The sequence below is a fragment of the Prevotella sp. RM4 genome, from assembly GCF_000701965.1.
GTDB lineage: Bacteria > Bacteroidota > Bacteroidia > Bacteroidales > Bacteroidaceae > Prevotella > Prevotella ruminicola.
Genome location: NZ_JNKG01000008.1, coordinates 1 through 19,742, shown reverse-complemented (window position 1 = coordinate 19,742; position 19,742 = coordinate 1). Strand labels below are relative to the sequence as shown.

The window sequence follows — 19,742 nt, the reverse complement described above, 5'->3', positions numbered from 1 at the left end:
CGATGGCAAAAGGTAAATTAATTATTATATCGGCTCCATCGGGCACAGGCAAGAGTACCATTATCTCATGGCTGATGAGAGAGCACAAGGAACTGAATCTAGCCTACTCTATCTCGTGCACATCGCGAGCTCCTCGCGGCACAGAGCAGAACGGGGTAGACTATTTCTTCCTGACACCAGAGGAATTCCGCCAGCGTATTGAGAACGACGAATTCCTGGAGTACGAGGAGGTATATACCGACCGCTTTTACGGCACGCTGAAGTCGCAGGTTGAGAACCAGTTGGAAGCTGGACAGAACGTGGTGTTCGACGTTGACGTGAAAGGTGGCGTAAACATCAAGAAATTCTATGGCGACAAGGCGCTGAGCCTGTTTATCCAGCCCCCATCAATCAACGAACTTCGCAAACGATTGGAAGGTCGTGCAACAGATGCCCCCGAGGTTATCGACCAGCGTATTGCCCGTGCCGAGTTCGAACTCTCGTTTGCCGATAAGTTCGATAAGGTGGTTATCAACGACAAGTTGGAATATGCCGAGGCTGATGCTTTGGAAATAATCAAGGATTTTTTAGATATCGAATGATAAGAACGGGGATTTTTGGCGGATCGTTCAATCCCATTCATAACGGTCACATTTCGTTGGCTCGTCAGTTTCGTGAAAAAGCTGGGCTCGACGAAGTGTGGCTGATGGTTTCGCCACAGAACCCCCTGAAAGCCCAAGCCGATTTGCTGGACGACCAGATACGCATGGAGATGGCCCGCCTGGCTGTTGAAGGCGAAACTGGCATCATAGCCAGCGACTACGAGATGCATCTGCCCAAACCATCGTACACCTGGAACACACTCGAGGCCCTGAAGCGAGATTATCCCGACCGCGAGTTTGTACTGATGATAGGTGGCGACAACTGGCAGCTGTTTGACAAGTGGTATCGTGCCGATGATATCCGCAATCAGTACCAGATTATCGTTTATCCCCGTCGTGGTTGCGAAGGTGGTATCGACGGACTCGACCTCATCGACATTTCGAGCACCGAAATACGCGAGTGCATCCAGGCAGGCAAGCCTATCGATCATCTGGTGCCAAAGGCTGTGGCTGAATATATAAAGGAACACGAACTCTATGCTTAAAGGACTGAAAATAAACCCATTAAAGTGGATTGGCGCCCTGTTTATGCCCATCCAGAAAAACAGCGCATTCTTTGTGTTTATGTTTGCGCTGGGAATGATTTGTACACAACTGGAACTGATGCCCGTCTATCTGGTAGGCAAAGGTGCCGAACCATACCAGTTTTCCGAACCCGAACTGTTTCTGGATATCTACGCCGTATGCGTAGTGCTTACGCTGATACCCCGAAAGGTTCGCTATTGGGTGCGAGCGCTACTCTACATCCTGCTATACACCACAGCCATTGTGGATATGTACTGCTACGTACGTTTTGAGTCGACTCTTACCCCCACCATGCTGATGCTGGCTAACGAAACCACAGGTCAGGAGGCCAGCGAGTTTCTGCGTGGCTATATTACATGGGATGTAGTTACATCAAAAGTAGGCTGGGTACTGCTCTTGGCGCTGGTGCACATCGCTTGGACGGTGATTCGCCGAATGACCAGACATCTCAGCAACAGGCTGATTCTGCCCAAGATGACCCCCATTGTTATCGAGGGCTACAACGCCATTGTAGGTGTAATCGTAGCTTGGGCACTCTGCTCTTGCGTAACACTTGTTTGGCCCAACAAAGAGGCTATGCACCGCATGTTTACCCACACCACCGTGGGTCAGATGGAGCACGAGCTTACGCGTAAGGACAAGGCCGAATTCTATGTACCTATCTACCGATTGTTATTCAGCATGTACGCCAACCACCTGGCCGACAACCAGTTAGTACAGCTTGAAGCTGCCAGCGAGAAGGTGCAGATAGATAGCTGTAGTTATCGTGTGCCTAACATCGTATTGATTATCGGCGAGAGCTACAACAAGCATCACTCGCAGCTGTATGGCTACAACATGCCAACCACACCAAAGCAGAAGGCTTTGGCTCAGGAAGGCACGCTCGTACCATTTACCGATGTGGTAGCACCCTGGAATCTTACCAGTTTTGTGTTCAAGAACATCCTGTCGCTGCAGGCCATCGGCGAAAAAGAGGAATGGTGCGATGAACCACTCTTCCCAGAAGTATTCCGCAAGGCAGGCTATCACGTTACGTTTATCACCAACCAGTTCCAGTCGAAGGCTAACGAGGCTGTTTACGACTTCAGCGGTGGTTTCTTCCTGAACAATCCTGATCTGAGCAAAAAGCTGTTTGATACACGTAACACCCGTCTTTATCCTTATGACGAGGGCGTGCTGCAGGAGTACGACCGCCTGAAGAAGGAGGATAAGGAGCATAATCTGATTATCCTGCATCTGATGGGTTCGCACCTGATGTACAAGTCGCGTTATCCGCAGAATGCTACCCATAAGTATCTGAAGGAGGATATGTACAATCGTCCTGAACTTACCAAAAAACAGCGTATGATTCTGGCCGATTACGACAACTCTGTACGTTATAACGACTCGATTGTATGGGCAGTTACCCAGCGCTTTGCCGATAAGGATGCTATAGTAATCTACATGCCCGATCATGCCGAAGAGATATTTGATGGCGAGCCATATATGTACGGACGTATGCATGGCGCCAACATCGATTACCGCCTGGCACGCAACGAGATGGAGATTCCGTTCTGGATATGGGGATCGCCTAAGTATCGCGAAAACCACCCATACGGCTGGACAGCTATCCAGGAGGCCAGAAACCGTCCGATGATGACAGATGTGCTGCCACACCTGCTGATGTACTTTGGCGGTATTGCCTCACCACTCTATCACGAGCAGTATAACATCGTGAGTCCGGCTTACGACACCAAACGTCCACGTATCCTGAAAGGCGTAACAGATTATAACCAGTTAAAGAAGCAATGAAAGAACTGTTATCAAGAAAAGAGTGTTCTGCCATGCGTGGTGTTGCCATCCTGGCCATCATGCTGCACAACTATTGCCACTGGCTCAGGGGCATTGTGAGAGAGAACGAATACACCTGGCAACAATTCAAGTTCGATGAGCTGTGGCGCCTCACTCTTAATCCTGATGAACAGTTACCCATGCATCTGGTGTCGTTCTTCGGCCACTATGGCGTGCCCGTATTCCTCTTTCTGAGTGGTTACGGACTGGTTAAGAAATACGAACAGGGCAAGTTACCCGAGGTAGGTTTGTGGCGATTTGTACGCTACAACTATCTTAAGTTGTTCCGCATTTTTATCGTAGGCTTTGTGGCCTTTATCCTGCTCGATGCCATCACCCCAGGCATGCATCGCTATACCTGGACAGCGGTGGTTGGCATGCTGGGCATGTTTGCCAACCTGTTCGAGGATCCCTCGCATGTGGTTTGGCCTGGTCCTTACTGGTACTTCAGCATTACCTTGCAGCTTTACATTTTCTATCGCCTGGTACTTTATCGCTGGCGCCACTGGGGTCTAGTTGTAGGTATGATAGTTCTGTGCTGGTTGTGGCAACTTTCCTGCCAGGACGATGCTGTTTTGCTGGAGCGATTACGTTATAACTTGATTGGCGGCGTGCTGCCTTTCGGCTTAGGCTTGTTGGCAGCTAGAATACCAACAATTATTCCCACGTTGGGAACAAAACATTCCCACGTTGGGAACAAAATATTCCCTAACTGGGAATATATTATAGCCTTATTACTCGCTGTTGCCCTCATCGTAGCTTTGAGTTCAAACTTCCAAGGCTGGCTATGGGTTCCTGCATTTATCGTTGTTGGCACCATTGCACTTGTAAAAGTAATGCCCGAATGGATGCTGTCGTACAGCGTCTGGGTGGGTGGTATCTCGTCAGCTATCTTTGTGGCCCATCCGCTGGTTCGAAAAATCATTGTGCGACCTTACATTTATGATGATATGTATGCAGGGCTGCTGCTCTACGTGGTAGCAACGCTGTTCCTCTCGTGGTTATTCAAGAAGCTGATAGACCAACTGCCAAGTCCCAAACTGTGAAGATAAAGGATATAGAACTGGCCAACATTAGCCGTTATCGCGCTGAATTGATGGGAGCAGCTATGCTGTTCATCATCCTGTTCCACGTGCCGCTGGCTCGTAGTAACGAGTTCTTCGGATTAAGGCGATGTGGTAATGTGGGTGTAGATATGTTCCTGTTCCTGAGTGGTATCGGCCTTTGGTTCTCGTGGGTAAAGAATCCAGCTTTGTGGCAGTTCTACAAGCGCCGCCTGCTGCGTATTTATCCTGCCTGGCTGGTAATGGCATCGCTCTTCTATCTGCCACGATTCGACTGGACAAACGGCGATTATATCGACCTGATTGGCGACATCGCCATTAACTGGGACTTCTGGTTGCACGACGAGCTCACCTTCTGGTATATCCCAGCCATTATGATGCTCTACCTCTGGGCCCCGCCTTACATGCGATTGATTCAGCGCCATCCCGTTTACCGATGGATGCCTGTAGTTATGATTCTATGGTGCATCTGGGTGCAATGGATAGCCCCATTGCATCAGGCCGTAGGGCATATCGAGATATTCTGGAGCCGCGTGCCCATCTTCTTTATCGGCATAAACTGCGGCGAACTGGTACGTAAACAAACCAAGATTGATGGTGCAGGCATCTGGATGATAGTGGCTATCTTTGTAGCTACCTTCAGTTCGTGTGTGTATCTGGAGCAGATTTCACACGGACGATTCCCCTTGTTTGTAGAGCGTATGATATACATACCGTTTACCATCACGCTGATTATGATGCTGAACCGTGTGTTCCGTCGCACGCCGCGATGGTTCAACAGTTTCTGCGCTTTCTTTGGCGCCCTCAGTCTGGAGGCCTATCTGATACACGATCACTTTGTGATGACCTACCTCATCCCCTACCATCTGGGATACTGGCTTACGGCCTTACTCACCATCGTGATTACCATCCCTTTGGCATGGGCACTTCAAAAGATACTGAAACTCATCGTTAGAGTATGAAGAAGATATACGCCTTCGATTTCGACGGAACGCTGACAACTAAGGATACGTTGATAGAGTTTATCCGTTTTGCCAAGGGCACATTGGCCTTTGGATGGGGCTTTGCACGCTATGCCCATCTGCTGGTGCTGATGAAACTGGGGCTCTATCCTAACTGGAAAGCCAAACAAAAGGTGTTTGCTTACTTCTTTAAGGGTATGACTATCGAGGATTTTAACGCCCTCTGCCAAGCCTTTGCAGCCTCATCGCAGTATCTGCTGCGCCCTGCAGGCATCAAGGCCATACAGCAAGCCCAGAACGAGGGGGCGGAGGTGCTGATAGTAAGCGCATCTATCGATAACTGGGTGCAGCCTTTCTTTACTGATGTAAAAGTGCTGGGCACACAGATTGAAGTGATTGATGGCAAGCTGACAGGACGCTTTCTTACCAAGAACTGCTATGGCCAGGAGAAGGTGAGCCGTATCCTGACCCTCTTTCCCGACAGAAAGGATTATCACCTGACTGCCTTTGGCGATAGTCGTGGCGACAAAGAAATGCTGGCATTTGCCGACGAATCATATTTTAAACCATTCAGACAATGAGAAATCCACTTAAGATATTCAAGATTAAACCCGAAGAACGCTGGCAGTCGACGATTGCTCTTATGGTTATCATAGCCCTCAACGCTATGTTTATCTTCCGTATGCACGAGTTGTTTATGCAACCAGGTTTCGGCCCCTATTGGAAGGCTTTCGAACACGAGCTGCATCTGTCGGGCTACGACCCGCTTACCTATCTGGGCGTAACCAACTGGGATGTGGTGTATCAGGTGTATCGCCACCCGTTGCTGTCGTTTATGATATGGCCGCTGTGGGTTATTAACGAGGGGCTTACTTGGCTGTTAGGCGTTAACTGCGTGCAGTATCTGGTAGCAGCATTCCTGATTCTATGTACCTATTACTCGTATATCTTCCTGTATCGCATTCATCGCGAAGTGATAGAATTAGAGCGCAAGGATGCTACATTGCTCACGGCCTACTTCTTCTCGATGGCCTATATCCTGATGGCTGCCATCGTGCCCGATCACTTTACCATATCAATGTTTCTGTTGCTTATCACCCTTTATATATCAGGTATATGCATCAAGAAACGCCGCGAGTTTAAGTGGTGGCAATCGGCCATTCTGTTCTATATCACAGCAGGTGTTACGCTGAGCAATGGTGTGAAGGTTTTCTTATCAGGATTCTTTGTAAATCTGAAAGATTTCTTCCGTCCAAAATACCTGTTGCTGGCCGTTATCCTGCCAGCTGCCTTGCTGTGGGGAACGGCACAATGGGAGTATCGCACGTATGTGCTGCCCAAAGAAAAGGCACGCGCAGAACAGAAAGCAAAGAAAGCAGAACAGCAAAAGGCACGTGTGGCCCAGATGACAGCTGAACAGAAAGAGCAGTACGAGGCCAGGAAAGCCCGTCGCGATAAGGTATTGCAGCGCCAGGCAGCCAAGACTGGTAAGCCCATGGAGAATTACGGCTTCCTGAAGTGGACAGATATTTCTACATCGCGCTGGCAATCTACCTATGAGAACCTGTTTGGCGAGTCGCTGCAGTTCCATCAGGACTACTTCCTAGAGGATGTGCTGGTTCATCGTCCAGTATTTGTACGTTACAACTGGGCATTCAGTTATATCATCGAAGCACTTATACTGCTGTTCTTTGTGATAGGCGTGTGGATGGGACGTAAAAGCCGTTTCCTTTGGCTCTGCCTGTCTGGATTTGCCTTCGACATGCTGATACACATCGGCTTAGGTTTCGGCCTTAACGAGATATATATCATGACGCCACACTGGGCATTTGTACTGCCCATTGCTACAGCCTATCTGTTTAAAGCCGTACAAACAAGCTGGCTAAGATGGGTAGTGGCAGCTATGACTATATACCTATTAATATATAACGGCTATCTGCTAACCGACTTCCTGCTATCGCCTATCAAAGCTATCATATAACGAAAAAAGCATGCCTCAATATCAGGCATGCTTTTCTGTTCCTAACCACTTTCGGATGCGTCGTGTAAAAGCTTTCGAGATATTGCTAAACTGGCCGTATCGGATATTAAGCCACAACTCCTCTAACGAATAGCTGATCTTGGTTAAAGGATGACGCCATGCAAGAATCTTGTATAGTCTGTCCTTATAACCTACATTCTCAATCACATATCTAGGGTGTTTAAGTGGAAATTCCAACTCATAACGCTTCATGGTAAAGATTTTAAGGAAGCGCTTGGGTGTGGTCTTGGCCGAAGCGGTAAAATGCGTAGAATCGGCCATTAAACCCAGATTATTTATCTGGTTCTTTGAAGGAAGAATGGCCAGACCAGAATTAAACAGCATGGATGCCCAGAAAATACTCTCGTAGTACTCCTTGCCAGTAGCACGATGATTGGCGAACATCTTAATCATATCCTTTCTGTATTTGCGCTGCTCGGCCAAAGCCTTTAGCTGTGCCATATTATACGCATCGTCGAGGAATGAATACTGACCGTCCCACTGATCGATAACGCGTCGCCACGATGCCCAGCCCCAGATGCCAAATGTTGAGGTAAAGAAGTAATCGTAAGGACAATCCTCTGTAACCTCATCGATATTAAAGCCCGAAATCATACTGATACGCTCGTCGTTCTCGTACTTATCAAGCATCTCCTTACAGAATGGAAAGAACGACTGTGAGGGCACATCATCGTCCTCAAGCACCATGCACTTATCAACGATAGAGAAAGCCCATTTCTGCGAGATATACTCAGAAGGATCGCAGCCATAGTTTTTTTCCTGATACATACGATGCACCTCGCACTCCCAGTCGATGTTCTCATCGCTCACAATCGCACGACAAGCCTCTATGCCAGCCATATCACGTTCGCCACGAGGACCATCCTGATAGAGAAACAGCTTTGAGGGGCGAGCCTCCTTAACCGCCTCGAAAACCTGGCGGAAAGTGTCTGCACGATTAAAGAACAGCAGCAGAACAGCAATATCAGTCTTTGCGGGTTGTTTCATATCAGTTCGGGCATAATGAATACAGAATGAATTTTTTGCTTCTCTTTAGGCGGAATCTCCATGTAGTTACGATAGAGATCGCTCAGATAAGCATCAGGATTGCAAGGCGCACTAAATGATTTCCCCTCGAAGTTAATAGTACCCAATGGGAAAACAGAATCCTGGCGATGCATAATGCCATAACCATTATTAATCAGGATATTCGACAGGTACACGTTCTTAGGACGAACGGCGCAAAGCAAACTCCAAAGGCACTTATTAACGGCATATTTGGCACCAAACCAGAAGAACTCAGCAAACGCATTAAATGAATAGTAATGCGACTTGTGCAGGATAGAATAACTCTTTGAAATACCCAATGTAATACGCTTTACCCACTTTTTGGGCAGCGTAGGATAATCTACCATTGGGAATATATCAACATAAAGACCTTTCTGATAGTCGGCCGCAAAGTTATCTGAACCTTCAACATAGAAAGAATTCAGATCGCGCACCTTTACGATAGGCTCTTTTGATTGCGGTTCTATCTGTGGTGTCTGCAGGAATAAACCATCACGAAGTTCGGATGGTGCCACACTTACAAAACGGTCCAGATCCTCCTGACGCATGGCAATATCGATATCGTCATCCCAGGGAATAAAGCCCCCATGGCGAACAGCACCTAATAGTGTACCACCATCAAGCCAATAGCCAATCTGGTGCTTCTTACAGATACGGTCGATCTCTTCGAGAATAGACAACTGTTTCAGCTGGCAGGCACGCAGTTGCTGTTCCTTGAACTTCTGCAGATAAGGATTATTCATGACTTTAATATTGATAATGTACGACACACTGCATCCTTCATCGCATACTGAGGATGCCAATTCAATCCCTTCAGGCGGCTGTTATCAAGTACGGCACGCATAGCTATCGAAAAGCCCTTCTGTTCTGTTTCTGAAGGTAACTCGAATACAACCTGCTTATCGGCCCACTCGGCACACAGCTGAGCAAAGTCCTTTAAGCGCACATTGCAGGCCTCGTTGGCTATATTATAAGCTACACCCTCTTCGCCATGCAGCAACACATGCAGCATAGCTCCTACAGCATCAGCCACATAGGTGTAAGAGAAGAGCTGTTCGCCCTTACTCTTCAGTACGATATTCTCGCCAGCCAAAGCCTTCTGGATAAACTGCGATGAGGCTTTACTATCGCTCATCAGCATGGTAGGACCAAACACACGGCTCAGTCTTACAATCTTAACCTGAGCACCACGTTCAGCAATATACGACTGACAGAGGGCTTCACTCAGTCGCTTTGACTCTGTATAGCAGGCACGCGAAGTAGCTAAGTTCAGCTTTCCAGTGTAATCCTCAGTAAAATCATCATCACCACGGGCATTACCATACACTTCGACTGTTGATGGATAGAGCACCATCGCATTACAAGCCAAAGCTTTCTCGAGCGCCTGTTCAGCACCTTTCACATTAATATTGATAGTCTCGATGGGATACTTTGAATAAGCTAATGGATGGGTGTTAGATGCCAAAGGAATAATTACATCAACCTTAGGCAACTCTAAAAGCGACTCTGAGGCTTCGCGCTCCACAAAATGGAAGTTGCTGTCCTCAAAATACTCACCAAGTCGCAAGGCTGCTTTTTCACGATTACGTCCCAAGGCATAAATAGTAATGTTAGCGCCTTTCTTATTCAGATGCATCAAGGCATCTATCAAGCAAACGCCTATCAAACCTGTAGCACCAGATATCATAAACGATTTGCCATAAAGACGGTTGATATCACCCAACTGAGTGATACATTCCAAATCCTCCTGATAAAGAGGATGCTGCTTATAGAGTGATGTTACTTCAGCCATGTGTCCTTATCCATTTTCATATAACCTTTGAACATCTCCAGATCATCCTTAGTGGTAAGTTTGATGTTCTTATCCGAACCTGCTGCAAAATGCAGCGTCTCACCCAATTCTACCATCATGGTATTGGTGTAAGACGAGCCATGAATACCTATGCCTTTTTCGAAAGCCTCGTGATAGGCAGCATCAAGCTTCTTGAACTGATAGGCCTGAGGTGTAGATACACGTCGCAAGGTTTCGCGAGGAATATACTGCTTAGTGGTTGTTTCATCGTCAGGATTTACAATGAATATCTGTTCATTATAAGGCAACGATGTTACTCCATTACCATACTGCATAGCTTTCTGGATAACATCAGTAAGTACGGTATCATCCACCAGGGGACGGATACCATCGTGGATAATGATGATATCATCGTCAGAAGCCTTGCTTTCTAAGTCGTACACACCATTACGAATACTCTCCTGAGCACTGTTTCCACCAGCTACAACAGCCTGAAGTTTGGTGATATTAAACTGGCGGGCATAGGCCCAAAGCACCTCATGCCAGCCATCAAGACAAACTACTTCGATAGCATCTACCATAGGATGACGCTGAAAACTCTCCAATGTATAGATGAGTACAGGCTTATCGTAAACGTTGATAAACTGCTTGGGAATATCCTGTCCCATTCTGTTTCCAGAGCCGCCGGCAATAATCAAAGCATAGTTCATATCTTATTGTTTTTTAATTTTGTTCATCATAAAATCTATAGTCTCCTTCAGTATCTGCGCACCAGCCAGGCGCATCACAGCATAATAGAGTACAGCTGCCAATATACATCTGCTGATGAGCAGCAGCACCAGGTTTCCAATATACGAGGTGATATAACCTGTAGCAAACATCACACCTGCAGCAGCCAAAGCAAAAGGCATGATATCCTTCAGCATCAGCAATAAGGTATAGCTGGTATCCTTACAGGCAAAGAAAAACCACACAAACAGCCAAAACAAATTAAGTACTACGTAAGTCTTAACCATCGTGGCAATACCATAGGGGTAAAGCGTTAGCATGGCTACAATCTGAAGCAAACCCAACGCTAACGTACAGCCCATAAACGTACCTGATTTACCTCTACTTATCAGGAAATCGGCCATTAATGTGCTGATGGGTAGCACAGCACCACACACACATATCCACTGCAGATATTGTGCTGATATAAGCCACTTCTCGCCAATAGCCAGCACAATAAACTCTTTAGCCACCAAACCAAAGCCCAATAACAAAGGAAACGAGATAAATGCAGCAAAACGCACCATCTTACGCAGTACAGCCAGTTGGCGCTCGCGATCATCCCTTACGCTTACCAGCACCGTCTGATCTACCTGCTTTACCATACCTTGGATAAGCGATGTACACTTGTTGTTCCACTGATAGGCCTGGTTATAGTTACCAGTATCATGTGCGCTAAAGTAACGACCCAGCAACATATTCATCACGTTGTTATTGACCTGTGTCAGTACATCGCTAATCAGGATCTTTACGCTGAACGGAAATGCCTTACGGATAAACGTAAAATCAACCTTCAGCGTAGGGCGCCAATCGCTATAATGCCAGCGCAGCAGGGTAGATATCAAAATAAAGAGGTTAGTTTGAGTGGCCAAGCTCCAATAAGAAAAACCTTGCCAAGCCATCACAGCAGCCACACTACTGGATAGGATAGTAGCCGTAATGCTAGCCTTAGCCAGTTGCTGGGCTCTGAGATTCTTATAAAGATAAGCCGCCTGCGCTACACCACTACAACTGAATAACAGCCCGATAAAGGCATAACGACATAATGCAACCAATCGGGGCTCATCATAGTAATCAGCTATTAATGGTGCTGAGAAGAAAAGCGTTAAGTAGATAACGCCACCCATAAAAATATTGAACCAAAAGACAGCATTATAGTCACTGTCTTTTGGCTCTTTTTCGTTAACCAGCGCTGTAGAGAAACCACTATTCTGCAAAGCGGTTGCTATCAGCGAAAAGATGGTAATCATGGCTATAAGACCATAGTCGGAAGGATTAAGCAAACGACCCAAAATGATACCAAAGATGAGGCCGAGCAATTGCTGAACGCCATTGTTCATTCCACCCCAAAACAGGCCCTTAGCTGTTTTTTCCTTCAATGATTCCATCCATTGAACAGATATTATCCTACCTGGCTTCCTGGCTTTACATCCTTAGTGGTTGTAACCACACTCAGACTCTCGTCGGCATCAACGGCACTCAGAATCATACCCTGACTCTCGATACCCATCATGTTACGTGGAGCAAAGTTGGCCACAAAGAGGATACGCTTACCAATCAATTCCTCAGGATTCTCGTAGAAAGCAGCAATACCCGAGCAGATGGTACGATCGGTACCAGAACCATCGTCGATGGTAAACTGCAGGAGTTTCTTACTCTTCTTAACCTTCTGACAGTCCTTCACCAGACCTACACGGATATCGAGCTTCTCGAACTCCTCGAAGCTAACGGTATCCTTGATAGGAGCAGCCTTATAGTTAGCAGCCTCGTTGGCTTTCTTAGTAGCCTCCAGCTTATCCAGCTGCTTCTGGATAACCTCATCCTCAATCTTCTCGAACAGCAGAGCAGGCTCACCCAGCTGATGACCAGCCTCCAGGAGATCGATTGAACCCAGCTGCTCCCACTCGAAGTTGCTGATGTTCAGCATCTCGCGAAGCTTCTTACTGCTGAATGGCAGGAATGGCTCAAAGGCAATAGCCAGGTTAGCAGTCAACTGCAAGCAGATGTTCAGGATAGTCTCGCAACGCTTTGGATCAGTCTTCCAAACCTTCCAAGGCTCGCACTCTGTGATATAGCGGTTACCAATACGAGCCAGGTTCATAGCCTCGAACTGAGCATCGCGGAACTTGAACTGTTCCAGCAGAGCCTCAACCTTAGCCTTAACATCCTTGAACTCCTCAAGGGCCTGCTTATCTACATCCTGCAACTCGCCACAAGCAGGAACTACACCGTTCCAGTACTTCTTGGTGAGCTGGAGGGCACGGTTTACGAAGTTACCGTAAACAGCTACAAGCTCGTTGTTATTGCGATCCTGGAAATCCTTCCAAGTAAAGTTATTATCCTTTGTCTCAGGTGCATTGGCTGTCAGTACATAGCGCAATACATCCTGCTTACCAGGCATATCAACCAGATACTCGTGGAGCCATACAGCCCAGTTACGAGAGGTTGAAATCTTATCGTTCTCAAGATTCAGGAACTCGTTGGCAGGTACGTTATCAGGCATGATATACTTGCCGTGAGCCTTCATCATTACAGGGAAGATGATACAGTGGAACACGATGTTGTCCTTACCGATGAAGTGAACCAGACGTGTATCCTCGTCCTGCCACCACTTCTCCCAGTTGCCCCACTTCTCAGGCTCCTTCTCGCACAGTTCCTTGGTGTTTGATACATAGCCGATAGGTGCATCAAACCAAACATAAAGTACCTTACCCTCAGCATCCTTTACAGGTACGGGGATACCCCAATCCAAGTCGCGAGTCATAGCACGTGGCTGCAGATCCATATCCAACCAGCTCTTACACTGTCCATATACGTTTGGACGCCACTCCTTGTGCTCCTCCAGAATCCACTGCTTCAACCAGTCCTGATATTCGTTCAAAGGCAAATACCAATTCTTGGTCTTCTTCAGAACGGGAGTAGAACCAGAGATGGTTGACTTAGGATTGATCAACTCTGTGGGTGAGAGGTCACGTCCGCACTTCTCGCACTGGTCGCCATAGGCACCCTGAGCATGGCAATGGGGGCACTCGCCAGTCACATAGCGGTCGGCCAGGAACTGCTTAGCCTCCTCGTCATAGAGCTGTTCAGTAGTCTCTTCTGTCAGCTTACCCTCATCATAGAGTTTCTTAAACCACTCTGCTGCGAACTTGTGATGAGTCTCTGAGGTGGTACGGCTATAGATATCGAACGAGATACCAAACTCCTCGAACGAATCCTTAATCATCTTATGATAGCGGTCAACCACATCCTGAGGAGTGATACCCTCTTTGCGGGCACGAACGGTAATGGGCACACCATGCTCATCACTTCCGCCGATGAACAATACCTCGCGCTTCTTCAGACGAAGATAACGCACATAGATATCAGCAGGTACATATACACCAGCCAGGTGTCCGATATGCACGCCACCATTAGCATAAGGCAGCGCCGACGTCACCGTCGTACGCTTGTAAGTCTTGTTTTCCATCTTCTTTAAATACGTATTTATTTCTTATCTGGCTGCAAAATTACAAAAAATCCCACAGATTGCAAAATATCTGTGGGATTTCTTATACTAAAATACGTATCCAAAGCTAATGTACGGGAATACTGATTTTGAAACGGCATGTTTTCCACCCAGATTGAATGATGGACTGATACCCACCCTGAACTGGAAACCGTGCGATGGCTGATAGCGATAGCCTATATTCCCAAAGCAATAATAACCCCATAAGCTATGACTTTCTTTGCCCGCATATACAGACTCATAATATATTAAACCGTCTTCTTCGCCAACTTTATTCAGATTCCACACATCATACTCTTCCTTATAATAACCCAGATTAACACCTAAGCCCAACTCAAACTTGCTGCGCTTTTTGCCCAGAAGATAGTTTGCTTCAATAGGCACATCCACACCTCTAATTGAGTTTGAACCTGACAACAATCCATAGTTTTTAGAGTATGTATATCCCATACCTACACGATATCCCCAAGGAGAATCGGGTTTTAAACGTGAGTCAAAGTTCAGGCCTACGATGTTCGAAGGACCTAATAGTTCAAGATACAAACTCTTTTGAGTGTTTTCGCTCTGTTGTGCCATTGCCGTCTGAGTAGCAGCAAGGCATAAAATCAGTAATGTTATAAATAAATGCTTCATCTTATAGATGATAGTTACAAATATATATATATGAACGGAATTTAAGAAATAGACTATTTTACATCTTTATTTATTTTTCTTTATACTCTACAACAGTTGTCTGACCTTGGCGTATCTGGAAGAACTTTTTAGGATACATATGCCAACCAATGGGGTCTACAGCATAATCACCTACATTAAGTGTAATTTCAGCTTCTTTAGAGTGTGGACCAAAATGCACAGTTGCAATTGCGTCATCAAGATGAGCTATGTTATAGATGTATGCTCGTGGGTCGGCAACTACTTCGTCTGGTACTCTGTCCATTTTAATTACCAATGTACCTTCCATCCTTTCCTTTTCACAGCCAGTTGCTATGAAAAGGAGAAGAAGTGCGAATGCAAATTTAATTGTTTTCATTCCTGTATCTTATTTAGAATTTATATCCTATACCCACTTGGATGGTATTTTCGAAACCATCCATATTCAGTTTGTTACGTCGGAAAGAGTGCTTGAAATCTATTGTAGTAAAGAACTTTTTGTGTTCTACTTGTAAGCCAATTTGTCCGCCATATGTAATTTTATCGCCAAAGTCGTAATGCCACCATCTAAGACTACTATCAGATGGTTGGTAAGGCTTTTCACGTCCAAAAACTGCGTATTGGATATAAGGTCCAGCGTTCAGTCTAAGGGCGGTGTGATTATTCAGTCGCATCTTATATGAGGCAAGCATAGGAATGGAGGCGTTCCATTGGCTGTGGAACTCAGGTGTGTTCTGGTTCTCCTGATAAGATAGAACCAAACGTGGCTGTAAATATAAGCTTTCTGTCAGTCGAATATCGTAAATTCCGCCAACAAAACCTCCAATACGCCAATCTACATGGTCGGCACTGGATGTAGAGGCATTAATACCACCCATAAGTCCGAATTTGTTCTGGGCATTAACTGATAACGCAATAAGCATTGCGAACATTGCTAATACAATTTTCTTCATCATTTTTATTTGATTAGTGGATTACATATATGCTGCGGGTAGGGTAAATTGATGATTCAACTCGTGAGGAATTCCACGATATTTTATCTTTAAATCTACAGAAATAGGCAGTGCAAGTCTCATATACGAGTTTAAATTTTCCAATTTAACAGGCATTGCATAAGGTAAATCATAATAATAATCATGTGAAGAGTCTGCAGTTTTATCTTCATGGATTTTAGTACTGGTTCCTGCAACAGAATATGAGCCTGTATATTCTATGTTGCTTGAATAGTTTGTCCATCCTAACCATGTCTTTTTTCTGAATGAGATCTCTATGTGCATACGCATTGCCACAGGTGTCGTCAGGATTCCTGAATCATAGGTTATTTGACGCCCACATTTAACTCGTATTTTCTTTCCATTCTCATGATACCAATCAGAATCGTATTCCTTTGTTACCTCTTCTACGTTTCGAGTTACACTCTTTTTGCAGTAATCATACATAGCTACACCAAGTTTCTGCAATTGGGCATAGCTAAATATGTCTTTCATATTCTTTATCTTTCCATTTATTATAACGTCGCCATTTGCATTAACAAGTGAAGCTACGGTTTTATTGCTGACAGGCAAATAAACGCCATAGTCATCTTTATAGTTTGCAAAAAACAGGCTCTTTTCATACTTTTTTCTGTAGCTTTCATATGCTACACTTGACTCGTCAAGTTGTTCTGCTGCATTCATGGCTTCATCATAGATGTCTTTCAGAGAAACTATGGTGCCGTATTTTTTCTCTACCAATTTGCTTCTGTTCTGTTCTTCAACCGAGTTCAGCTCGTCAATTGCGTTTGCAAAATCATCTTCTGTTGCAAATCTAAGTATATTACTGTTATTGCAGATTGAGTCAGAATAGTTCAATGATGCGTTGTCAACTATAGGCTCATCCATAGAGTCCTTACTACATGAAAACAATGTGCATGCGCACAAAGCGAAAAGAAAACTTATTTTTTTCATAATTCTAAAAATGTATTATAATTATATATTCTATAATGATATATATCCCCAGAAACAAAACCTTTCATTTTTAATTTGAATAATACATTCACCATCAATATATGATGGTAATTCAAATTCTGTCATTCCAACAGGAATAACAGATGAAAAAACTAATTCATCATTCTTTATAATATCAATTACAAACTCTGGATGAAAACGCGAAAAAGTAAGTTTGTAACCATCTTGATAAACACGAGGTGTATGAACAACTGTCTTACTATGTCCAAACATTCCTGGGCTTTCATCTATCTTTTCTACTTTAATATTCAATGATAATAAACCCTCCTCTGATGCCATTACTTTTCCATGAAACAGAGCAAAACAAAATAATAAAAATAATAGTTTCTTCATTTCTTATTTTTTTAGTTACTACTTTACGGATATTATCCGTTATTAATTTGATTTGCAAAAGTAGCAACTAAATAAGAAATAAGAGAATAATAGTAAAAGCAATATTTTACTCAGATTTTACTAAGAGTGTAAAATACTCATAATCAGACAAATACAAAAATGCGAAGATTAATTATATTGCATTAGTTTTTCATCGAGTTCTTTTGATTTTCCCCCTTCGCCATACAATTTTTCCATCAGATTGATGCGTATTTTTGTTATATATGAAGGGGATACTCCTAACATATTTGCTACTGTTTTAGGAGTATAATGCAATCTAATAAGAATACAAGTTTTAAACTCGTTCTCGCTAAGCTCGAATTTCTTTCCTGATATAAATTTATAAAAATTTGGAAGTATATCGATTACCATTATATATACCTGTTGCCATTGATCGTCGGTAATTACAATACCTTTTGCAGCTAATTTACATAAATCAATAAATATAGATGACTTTTGAAGTCTTAATTCTGATGACTCTTTCTGTAAACCAATCTTGGTTTTATATGCTTCTATTTCATTTTCCAGTTTTATAGTCTCGTTTTTCTTTTCTTCTAACAATTTACTCAGAGTTTGTTCATGGTTACGTAATTGTAAAATTTCTGAATTAGTTTTTGCCAGCAAGGATACTTTATTATTGTATTCAACCTTTTCTTGTTTCCTTTTTTTGAGAAAATCCTTCAATATAAAAAATGCAATAATAAATAATAAGAAAAAGAAAACGCTTACCAATTGTATAATAGCGTGAGCACGATTTGCTCTTTCTTTTTCATGTTTAGCTATTTCTTGATTACGTGAATAGTCATACATACCCTGCATTTGTTCTACTTCCTTTGTAGCCATACGGGCATAGGCCGAATCGTTCATTTCGTAACTGTAGAGTGCATACTTTGCAGCCGAATCGCCCATATGCTTCTGCTGGAAAAGATGTGCCAATCCTCTTGATGCAGCATTTTGGTTATTATAATCCTTACCTAGTAATAATTCCTTGCGAAAAAATAACTCTGCAGAATCTAAGCAACCAATTGAAAGATAATAGTTGCCTTTTGTATAATAATATATTTCACGTCCTTCCTCTATCTCTAAATGAGAATCAAAAAAGCCTGATTCAGATTCGTATTTTCTTAAATACTCAGCTGCCTTTTTTATATCACTTCTCTCTATCAAGTCATTTATACCAGGAAAAAGTACAATAGCAGAATGTTGCTTAAATCCATGTTTACTAAACAATTTAGAGGTCTTTTCACATAATGCCAGAGCTATATCTTTATTTCCTAATTGTTTATATGCTAATATTTGATTAGCCATACTTAGTAATGCTGTCAATGTATCGCAACCTTCGTATGCAAATTTTATAGATATACTATCACATTTTATACTTTGAAGCATTAGTCCCTGCTGATAAAACAAACTACTCATTTGCCCATAAACTCGGCTTAGTTGCCGATAGTCACAGTTATCAGCAGTGGTATCAGCTTTTTCTGAGGCAGTCTGGAAACTATTAAGGGCTAATGGAGCCTCATGAATATCGTAGTAGGCTCGTCCTAATAAATAATAAGCAAGCATCTTTTCATTAGGCGTGCCATGATCCTCAAAATAATCTACTAATGCTTGTGCCTCAGTAGTGGTATGGAAAACAGAGTCGGCCTTGTTATATTCATTGAGTTTCTGCAAGCGCTTCTGCATGGTTACATACTCCTTTCCGCCACAGCTTATCATGATAAGCCCTAAAAGAATGATATACAATAAATGCTTCATTAATTAGTTCATTATGAAATTCGGGGGTCAAAGGTACTAATAATCCCACAGACGACAAAACATCTGTGGGATTTTCTTTTTAAAAAGTTGCACTACAGCCTACATGCCTACATAAAATCTTCTGAAACATGGATGTATAAAGGCTTTTGACTATATTTTAACATACATAAAGCCCCACAAAAGCCTACATGAAACCTACACGTTTTTACCGCCAGACTACGATGTAGCAGATTTCATCATACGATATAGCAACTTTTGGCTTTAATACCTGATTGAAAATTCTCTAGAGAATTTATTGTTAGTCAGGCAGGCAGAACTATTTAGTACGGCACCTAAGCAGAAAATTCTCTAGAGAATTTCGGAGCTATCAGTAAAGCGAAAGATTGCAAGTTTACTGATACATATTTACTGGTACGCGTAGTAAGCCACTTTTGCCCCAAATCATGTAGGCTCTATGTAGGCTTTTGTGGGGCTTTATGTAGGCTTGAAAACGCGCGAAAGTCAGTGTTTATGCAGCTTTCCAGCGATTTTATGTAGGCATGTAGGCTGTAGAGCTACTTTTTTCTTATTTATTCTGTTGCAACCACTTAGGATAATTTTATATTTTTAGAAATATACGCCGAAGGATACGGGCTGGAAATTGGCATCCTGAGCATAAGTTGAGTTGAGGATGGTCATTGGCGAGAACTTGCCATAGATGCTGAACCAGTTGCGCAGGCTTAGTTCGGCCATGATATCCACCGTGATGGGGCGTTGGTGTATTTTCTTGAATACTTG

19 protein-coding genes are annotated in these 19,742 nt (G+C 43.9%); 7 read left to right on the top strand and 12 right to left on the bottom strand.

Annotated features, from left to right (window positions below):
• Positions 1-2 precede the first annotated feature (2 nt).
• Genes gmk through T499_RS0106185 form a run of 7 tightly spaced genes read left to right on the top strand, consistent with a single transcriptional unit; the run spans position 3 to position 7,003 of the window.
• Positions 3-581 (top strand): guanylate kinase, encoded by a 579-nt coding sequence (gmk, locus tag T499_RS0106215; RefSeq protein WP_013064872.1) that lies wholly within the window; start codon positions 3-5, stop codon positions 579-581.
• Positions 578-1,126 (top strand): nicotinate (nicotinamide) nucleotide adenylyltransferase, encoded by a 549-nt coding sequence (gene nadD / locus T499_RS0106210; protein WP_033150268.1) that lies wholly within the window; start codon positions 578-580, stop codon positions 1,124-1,126. Before gmk ends, nadD begins: the two co-directional genes overlap by 4 nt.
• Positions 1,119-2,957 (top strand): phosphoethanolamine transferase, encoded by a 1,839-nt coding sequence (locus T499_RS0106205; protein WP_033150267.1) that lies wholly within the window; start codon positions 1,119-1,121, stop codon positions 2,955-2,957. The genes nadD and T499_RS0106205 overlap by 8 nt, the downstream gene beginning before the upstream one ends.
• The gene (locus tag T499_RS0106200; RefSeq protein ID WP_033150266.1) at positions 2,954-4,042 is read left to right on the top strand and encodes an acyltransferase family protein; all 1,089 of its coding nucleotides are present in this window, start codon (positions 2,954-2,956) and stop codon (positions 4,040-4,042) included. The genes T499_RS0106205 and T499_RS0106200 overlap by 4 nt, the downstream gene beginning before the upstream one ends.
• A complete protein-coding gene (locus T499_RS0106195) occupies positions 4,039-5,022 on the top strand; it encodes an acyltransferase family protein (RefSeq protein ID WP_033150265.1) in 984 nt (327 codons plus the stop codon). Before T499_RS0106200 ends, T499_RS0106195 begins: the two co-directional genes overlap by 4 nt.
• A complete protein-coding gene (locus T499_RS0106190) occupies positions 5,019-5,603 on the top strand; it encodes an HAD family hydrolase (RefSeq protein WP_033150264.1) in 585 nt (194 codons plus the stop codon). The genes T499_RS0106195 and T499_RS0106190 overlap by 4 nt, the downstream gene beginning before the upstream one ends.
• Positions 5,600-7,003, top strand: a complete 1,404-nt coding sequence (locus T499_RS0106185; RefSeq protein ID WP_033150263.1) for a DUF6080 domain-containing protein — start codon at positions 5,600-5,602, stop codon at positions 7,001-7,003. The genes T499_RS0106190 and T499_RS0106185 overlap by 4 nt, the downstream gene beginning before the upstream one ends.
• A 21-nt stretch (positions 7,004-7,024) precedes the next feature.
• Here the strand turns inward: T499_RS0106185 and T499_RS0106180 are convergent, their stop codons facing one another.
• The 12 genes from T499_RS0106180 to T499_RS0106125 all read right to left on the bottom strand — a co-directional run bounded on the left by T499_RS0106180 (position 7,025) and on the right by T499_RS0106125 (position 18,965).
• Positions 7,025-8,050 (bottom strand): hypothetical protein, encoded by a 1,026-nt coding sequence (locus tag T499_RS0106180; RefSeq protein WP_033150262.1) that lies wholly within the window; start codon positions 8,048-8,050, stop codon positions 7,025-7,027.
• Positions 8,047-8,853: a LicD family protein gene (locus tag T499_RS0106175; RefSeq protein WP_033150261.1), complete on the bottom strand. Its 807-nt coding sequence runs from the start codon at positions 8,851-8,853 to the stop codon at positions 8,047-8,049. The genes T499_RS0106180 and T499_RS0106175 overlap by 4 nt, the downstream gene beginning before the upstream one ends.
• Positions 8,850-9,902: an NAD-dependent epimerase/dehydratase family protein gene (locus tag T499_RS0106170; protein ID WP_033150260.1), complete on the bottom strand. Its 1,053-nt coding sequence runs from the start codon at positions 9,900-9,902 to the stop codon at positions 8,850-8,852. Before T499_RS0106170 ends, T499_RS0106175 begins: the two co-directional genes overlap by 4 nt.
• A complete protein-coding gene (locus T499_RS0106165) occupies positions 9,890-10,612 on the bottom strand; it encodes an IspD/TarI family cytidylyltransferase (RefSeq protein WP_013065350.1) in 723 nt (240 codons plus the stop codon). Before T499_RS0106165 ends, T499_RS0106170 begins: the two co-directional genes overlap by 13 nt.
• 3 nt (positions 10,613-10,615) lie before the next feature.
• Positions 10,616-12,058: a lipopolysaccharide biosynthesis protein gene (locus T499_RS0106160; protein WP_033150259.1), complete on the bottom strand. Its 1,443-nt coding sequence runs from the start codon at positions 12,056-12,058 to the stop codon at positions 10,616-10,618.
• 14 nt (positions 12,059-12,072) lie between these two features.
• Positions 12,073-14,160 carry a methionine--tRNA ligase gene (metG, locus tag T499_RS0106155; RefSeq protein WP_304412931.1) on the bottom strand — a complete coding sequence of 696 codons (2,088 nt, stop codon included), beginning with the start codon at positions 14,158-14,160 and terminating at the stop codon, positions 12,073-12,075.
• A 66-nt stretch (positions 14,161-14,226) separates the two neighbouring features.
• The gene (locus T499_RS0106150) at positions 14,227-14,811 is read right to left on the bottom strand and encodes a hypothetical protein (RefSeq protein WP_033150257.1); all 585 of its coding nucleotides are present in this window, start codon (positions 14,809-14,811) and stop codon (positions 14,227-14,229) included.
• A gap of 70 nt (positions 14,812-14,881) precedes the next feature.
• Positions 14,882-15,208: a hypothetical protein gene (locus T499_RS0106145; protein ID WP_157054539.1), complete on the bottom strand. Its 327-nt coding sequence runs from the start codon at positions 15,206-15,208 to the stop codon at positions 14,882-14,884.
• A gap of 13 nt (positions 15,209-15,221) precedes the next feature.
• Entirely contained in the window at positions 15,222-15,782 is a 561-nt protein-coding gene (locus tag T499_RS0106140) for an outer membrane beta-barrel protein (RefSeq protein ID WP_198021250.1), read from the bottom strand.
• 21 nt (positions 15,783-15,803) lie between these two features.
• Positions 15,804-16,775 (bottom strand): DUF4848 domain-containing protein, encoded by a 972-nt coding sequence (locus T499_RS0106135; RefSeq protein WP_157054538.1) that lies wholly within the window; start codon positions 16,773-16,775, stop codon positions 15,804-15,806.
• Positions 16,776-16,805: 30 nt separating this feature from the next.
• Positions 16,806-17,168 carry a hypothetical protein gene (locus tag T499_RS0106130; RefSeq protein ID WP_157054537.1) on the bottom strand — a complete coding sequence of 121 codons (363 nt, stop codon included), beginning with the start codon at positions 17,166-17,168 and terminating at the stop codon, positions 16,806-16,808.
• Between the two features lie 168 nt (positions 17,169-17,336).
• Positions 17,337-18,965 carry a hypothetical protein gene (locus tag T499_RS0106125; protein WP_033150252.1) on the bottom strand — a complete coding sequence of 543 codons (1,629 nt, stop codon included), beginning with the start codon at positions 18,963-18,965 and terminating at the stop codon, positions 17,337-17,339.
• Positions 18,966-19,742: the final 777 nt, after the last annotated feature.

Coding starts and splice junctions, on each gene's coding strand:
- gmk (WP_013064872.1), top strand. CDS start 3: ATGGCAAAAGGTAAATTAATTATTATATCGGCTCCATCGGGCACAGGC.
- nadD (WP_033150268.1), top strand. CDS start 578: ATGATAAGAACGGGGATTTTTGGCGGATCGTTCAATCCCATTCATAAC.
- T499_RS0106205 (WP_033150267.1), top strand. CDS start 1,119: ATGCTTAAAGGACTGAAAATAAACCCATTAAAGTGGATTGGCGCCCTG.
- T499_RS0106200 (WP_033150266.1), top strand. CDS start 2,954: ATGAAAGAACTGTTATCAAGAAAAGAGTGTTCTGCCATGCGTGGTGTT.
- T499_RS0106190 (WP_033150264.1), top strand. CDS start 5,019: ATGAAGAAGATATACGCCTTCGATTTCGACGGAACGCTGACAACTAAG.
- T499_RS0106185 (WP_033150263.1), top strand. CDS start 5,600: ATGAGAAATCCACTTAAGATATTCAAGATTAAACCCGAAGAACGCTGG.
- T499_RS0106180 (WP_033150262.1), bottom strand. CDS start 8,050: ATGAAACAACCCGCAAAGACTGATATTGCTGTTCTGCTGCTGTTCTTT.
- T499_RS0106175 (WP_033150261.1), bottom strand. CDS start 8,853: ATGAATAATCCTTATCTGCAGAAGTTCAAGGAACAGCAACTGCGTGCC.
- T499_RS0106170 (WP_033150260.1), bottom strand. CDS start 9,902: ATGGCTGAAGTAACATCACTCTATAAGCAGCATCCTCTTTATCAGGAG.
- T499_RS0106165 (WP_013065350.1), bottom strand. CDS start 10,612: ATGAACTATGCTTTGATTATTGCCGGCGGCTCTGGAAACAGAATGGGA.
- T499_RS0106160 (WP_033150259.1), bottom strand. CDS start 12,058: ATGGAATCATTGAAGGAAAAAACAGCTAAGGGCCTGTTTTGGGGTGGA.
- T499_RS0106150 (WP_033150257.1), bottom strand. CDS start 14,811: ATGAAGCATTTATTTATAACATTACTGATTTTATGCCTTGCTGCTACT.
- T499_RS0106145 (WP_157054539.1), bottom strand. CDS start 15,208: ATGAAAACAATTAAATTTGCATTCGCACTTCTTCTCCTTTTCATAGCA.
- T499_RS0106140 (WP_198021250.1), bottom strand. CDS start 15,782: ATGAAGAAAATTGTATTAGCAATGTTCGCAATGCTTATTGCGTTATCA.
- T499_RS0106135 (WP_157054538.1), bottom strand. CDS start 16,775: ATGAAAAAAATAAGTTTTCTTTTCGCTTTGTGCGCATGCACATTGTTT.
- T499_RS0106130 (WP_157054537.1), bottom strand. CDS start 17,168: ATGAAGAAACTATTATTTTTATTATTTTGTTTTGCTCTGTTTCATGGA.
- T499_RS0106125 (WP_033150252.1), bottom strand. CDS start 18,965: ATGAAGCATTTATTGTATATCATTCTTTTAGGGCTTATCATGATAAGC.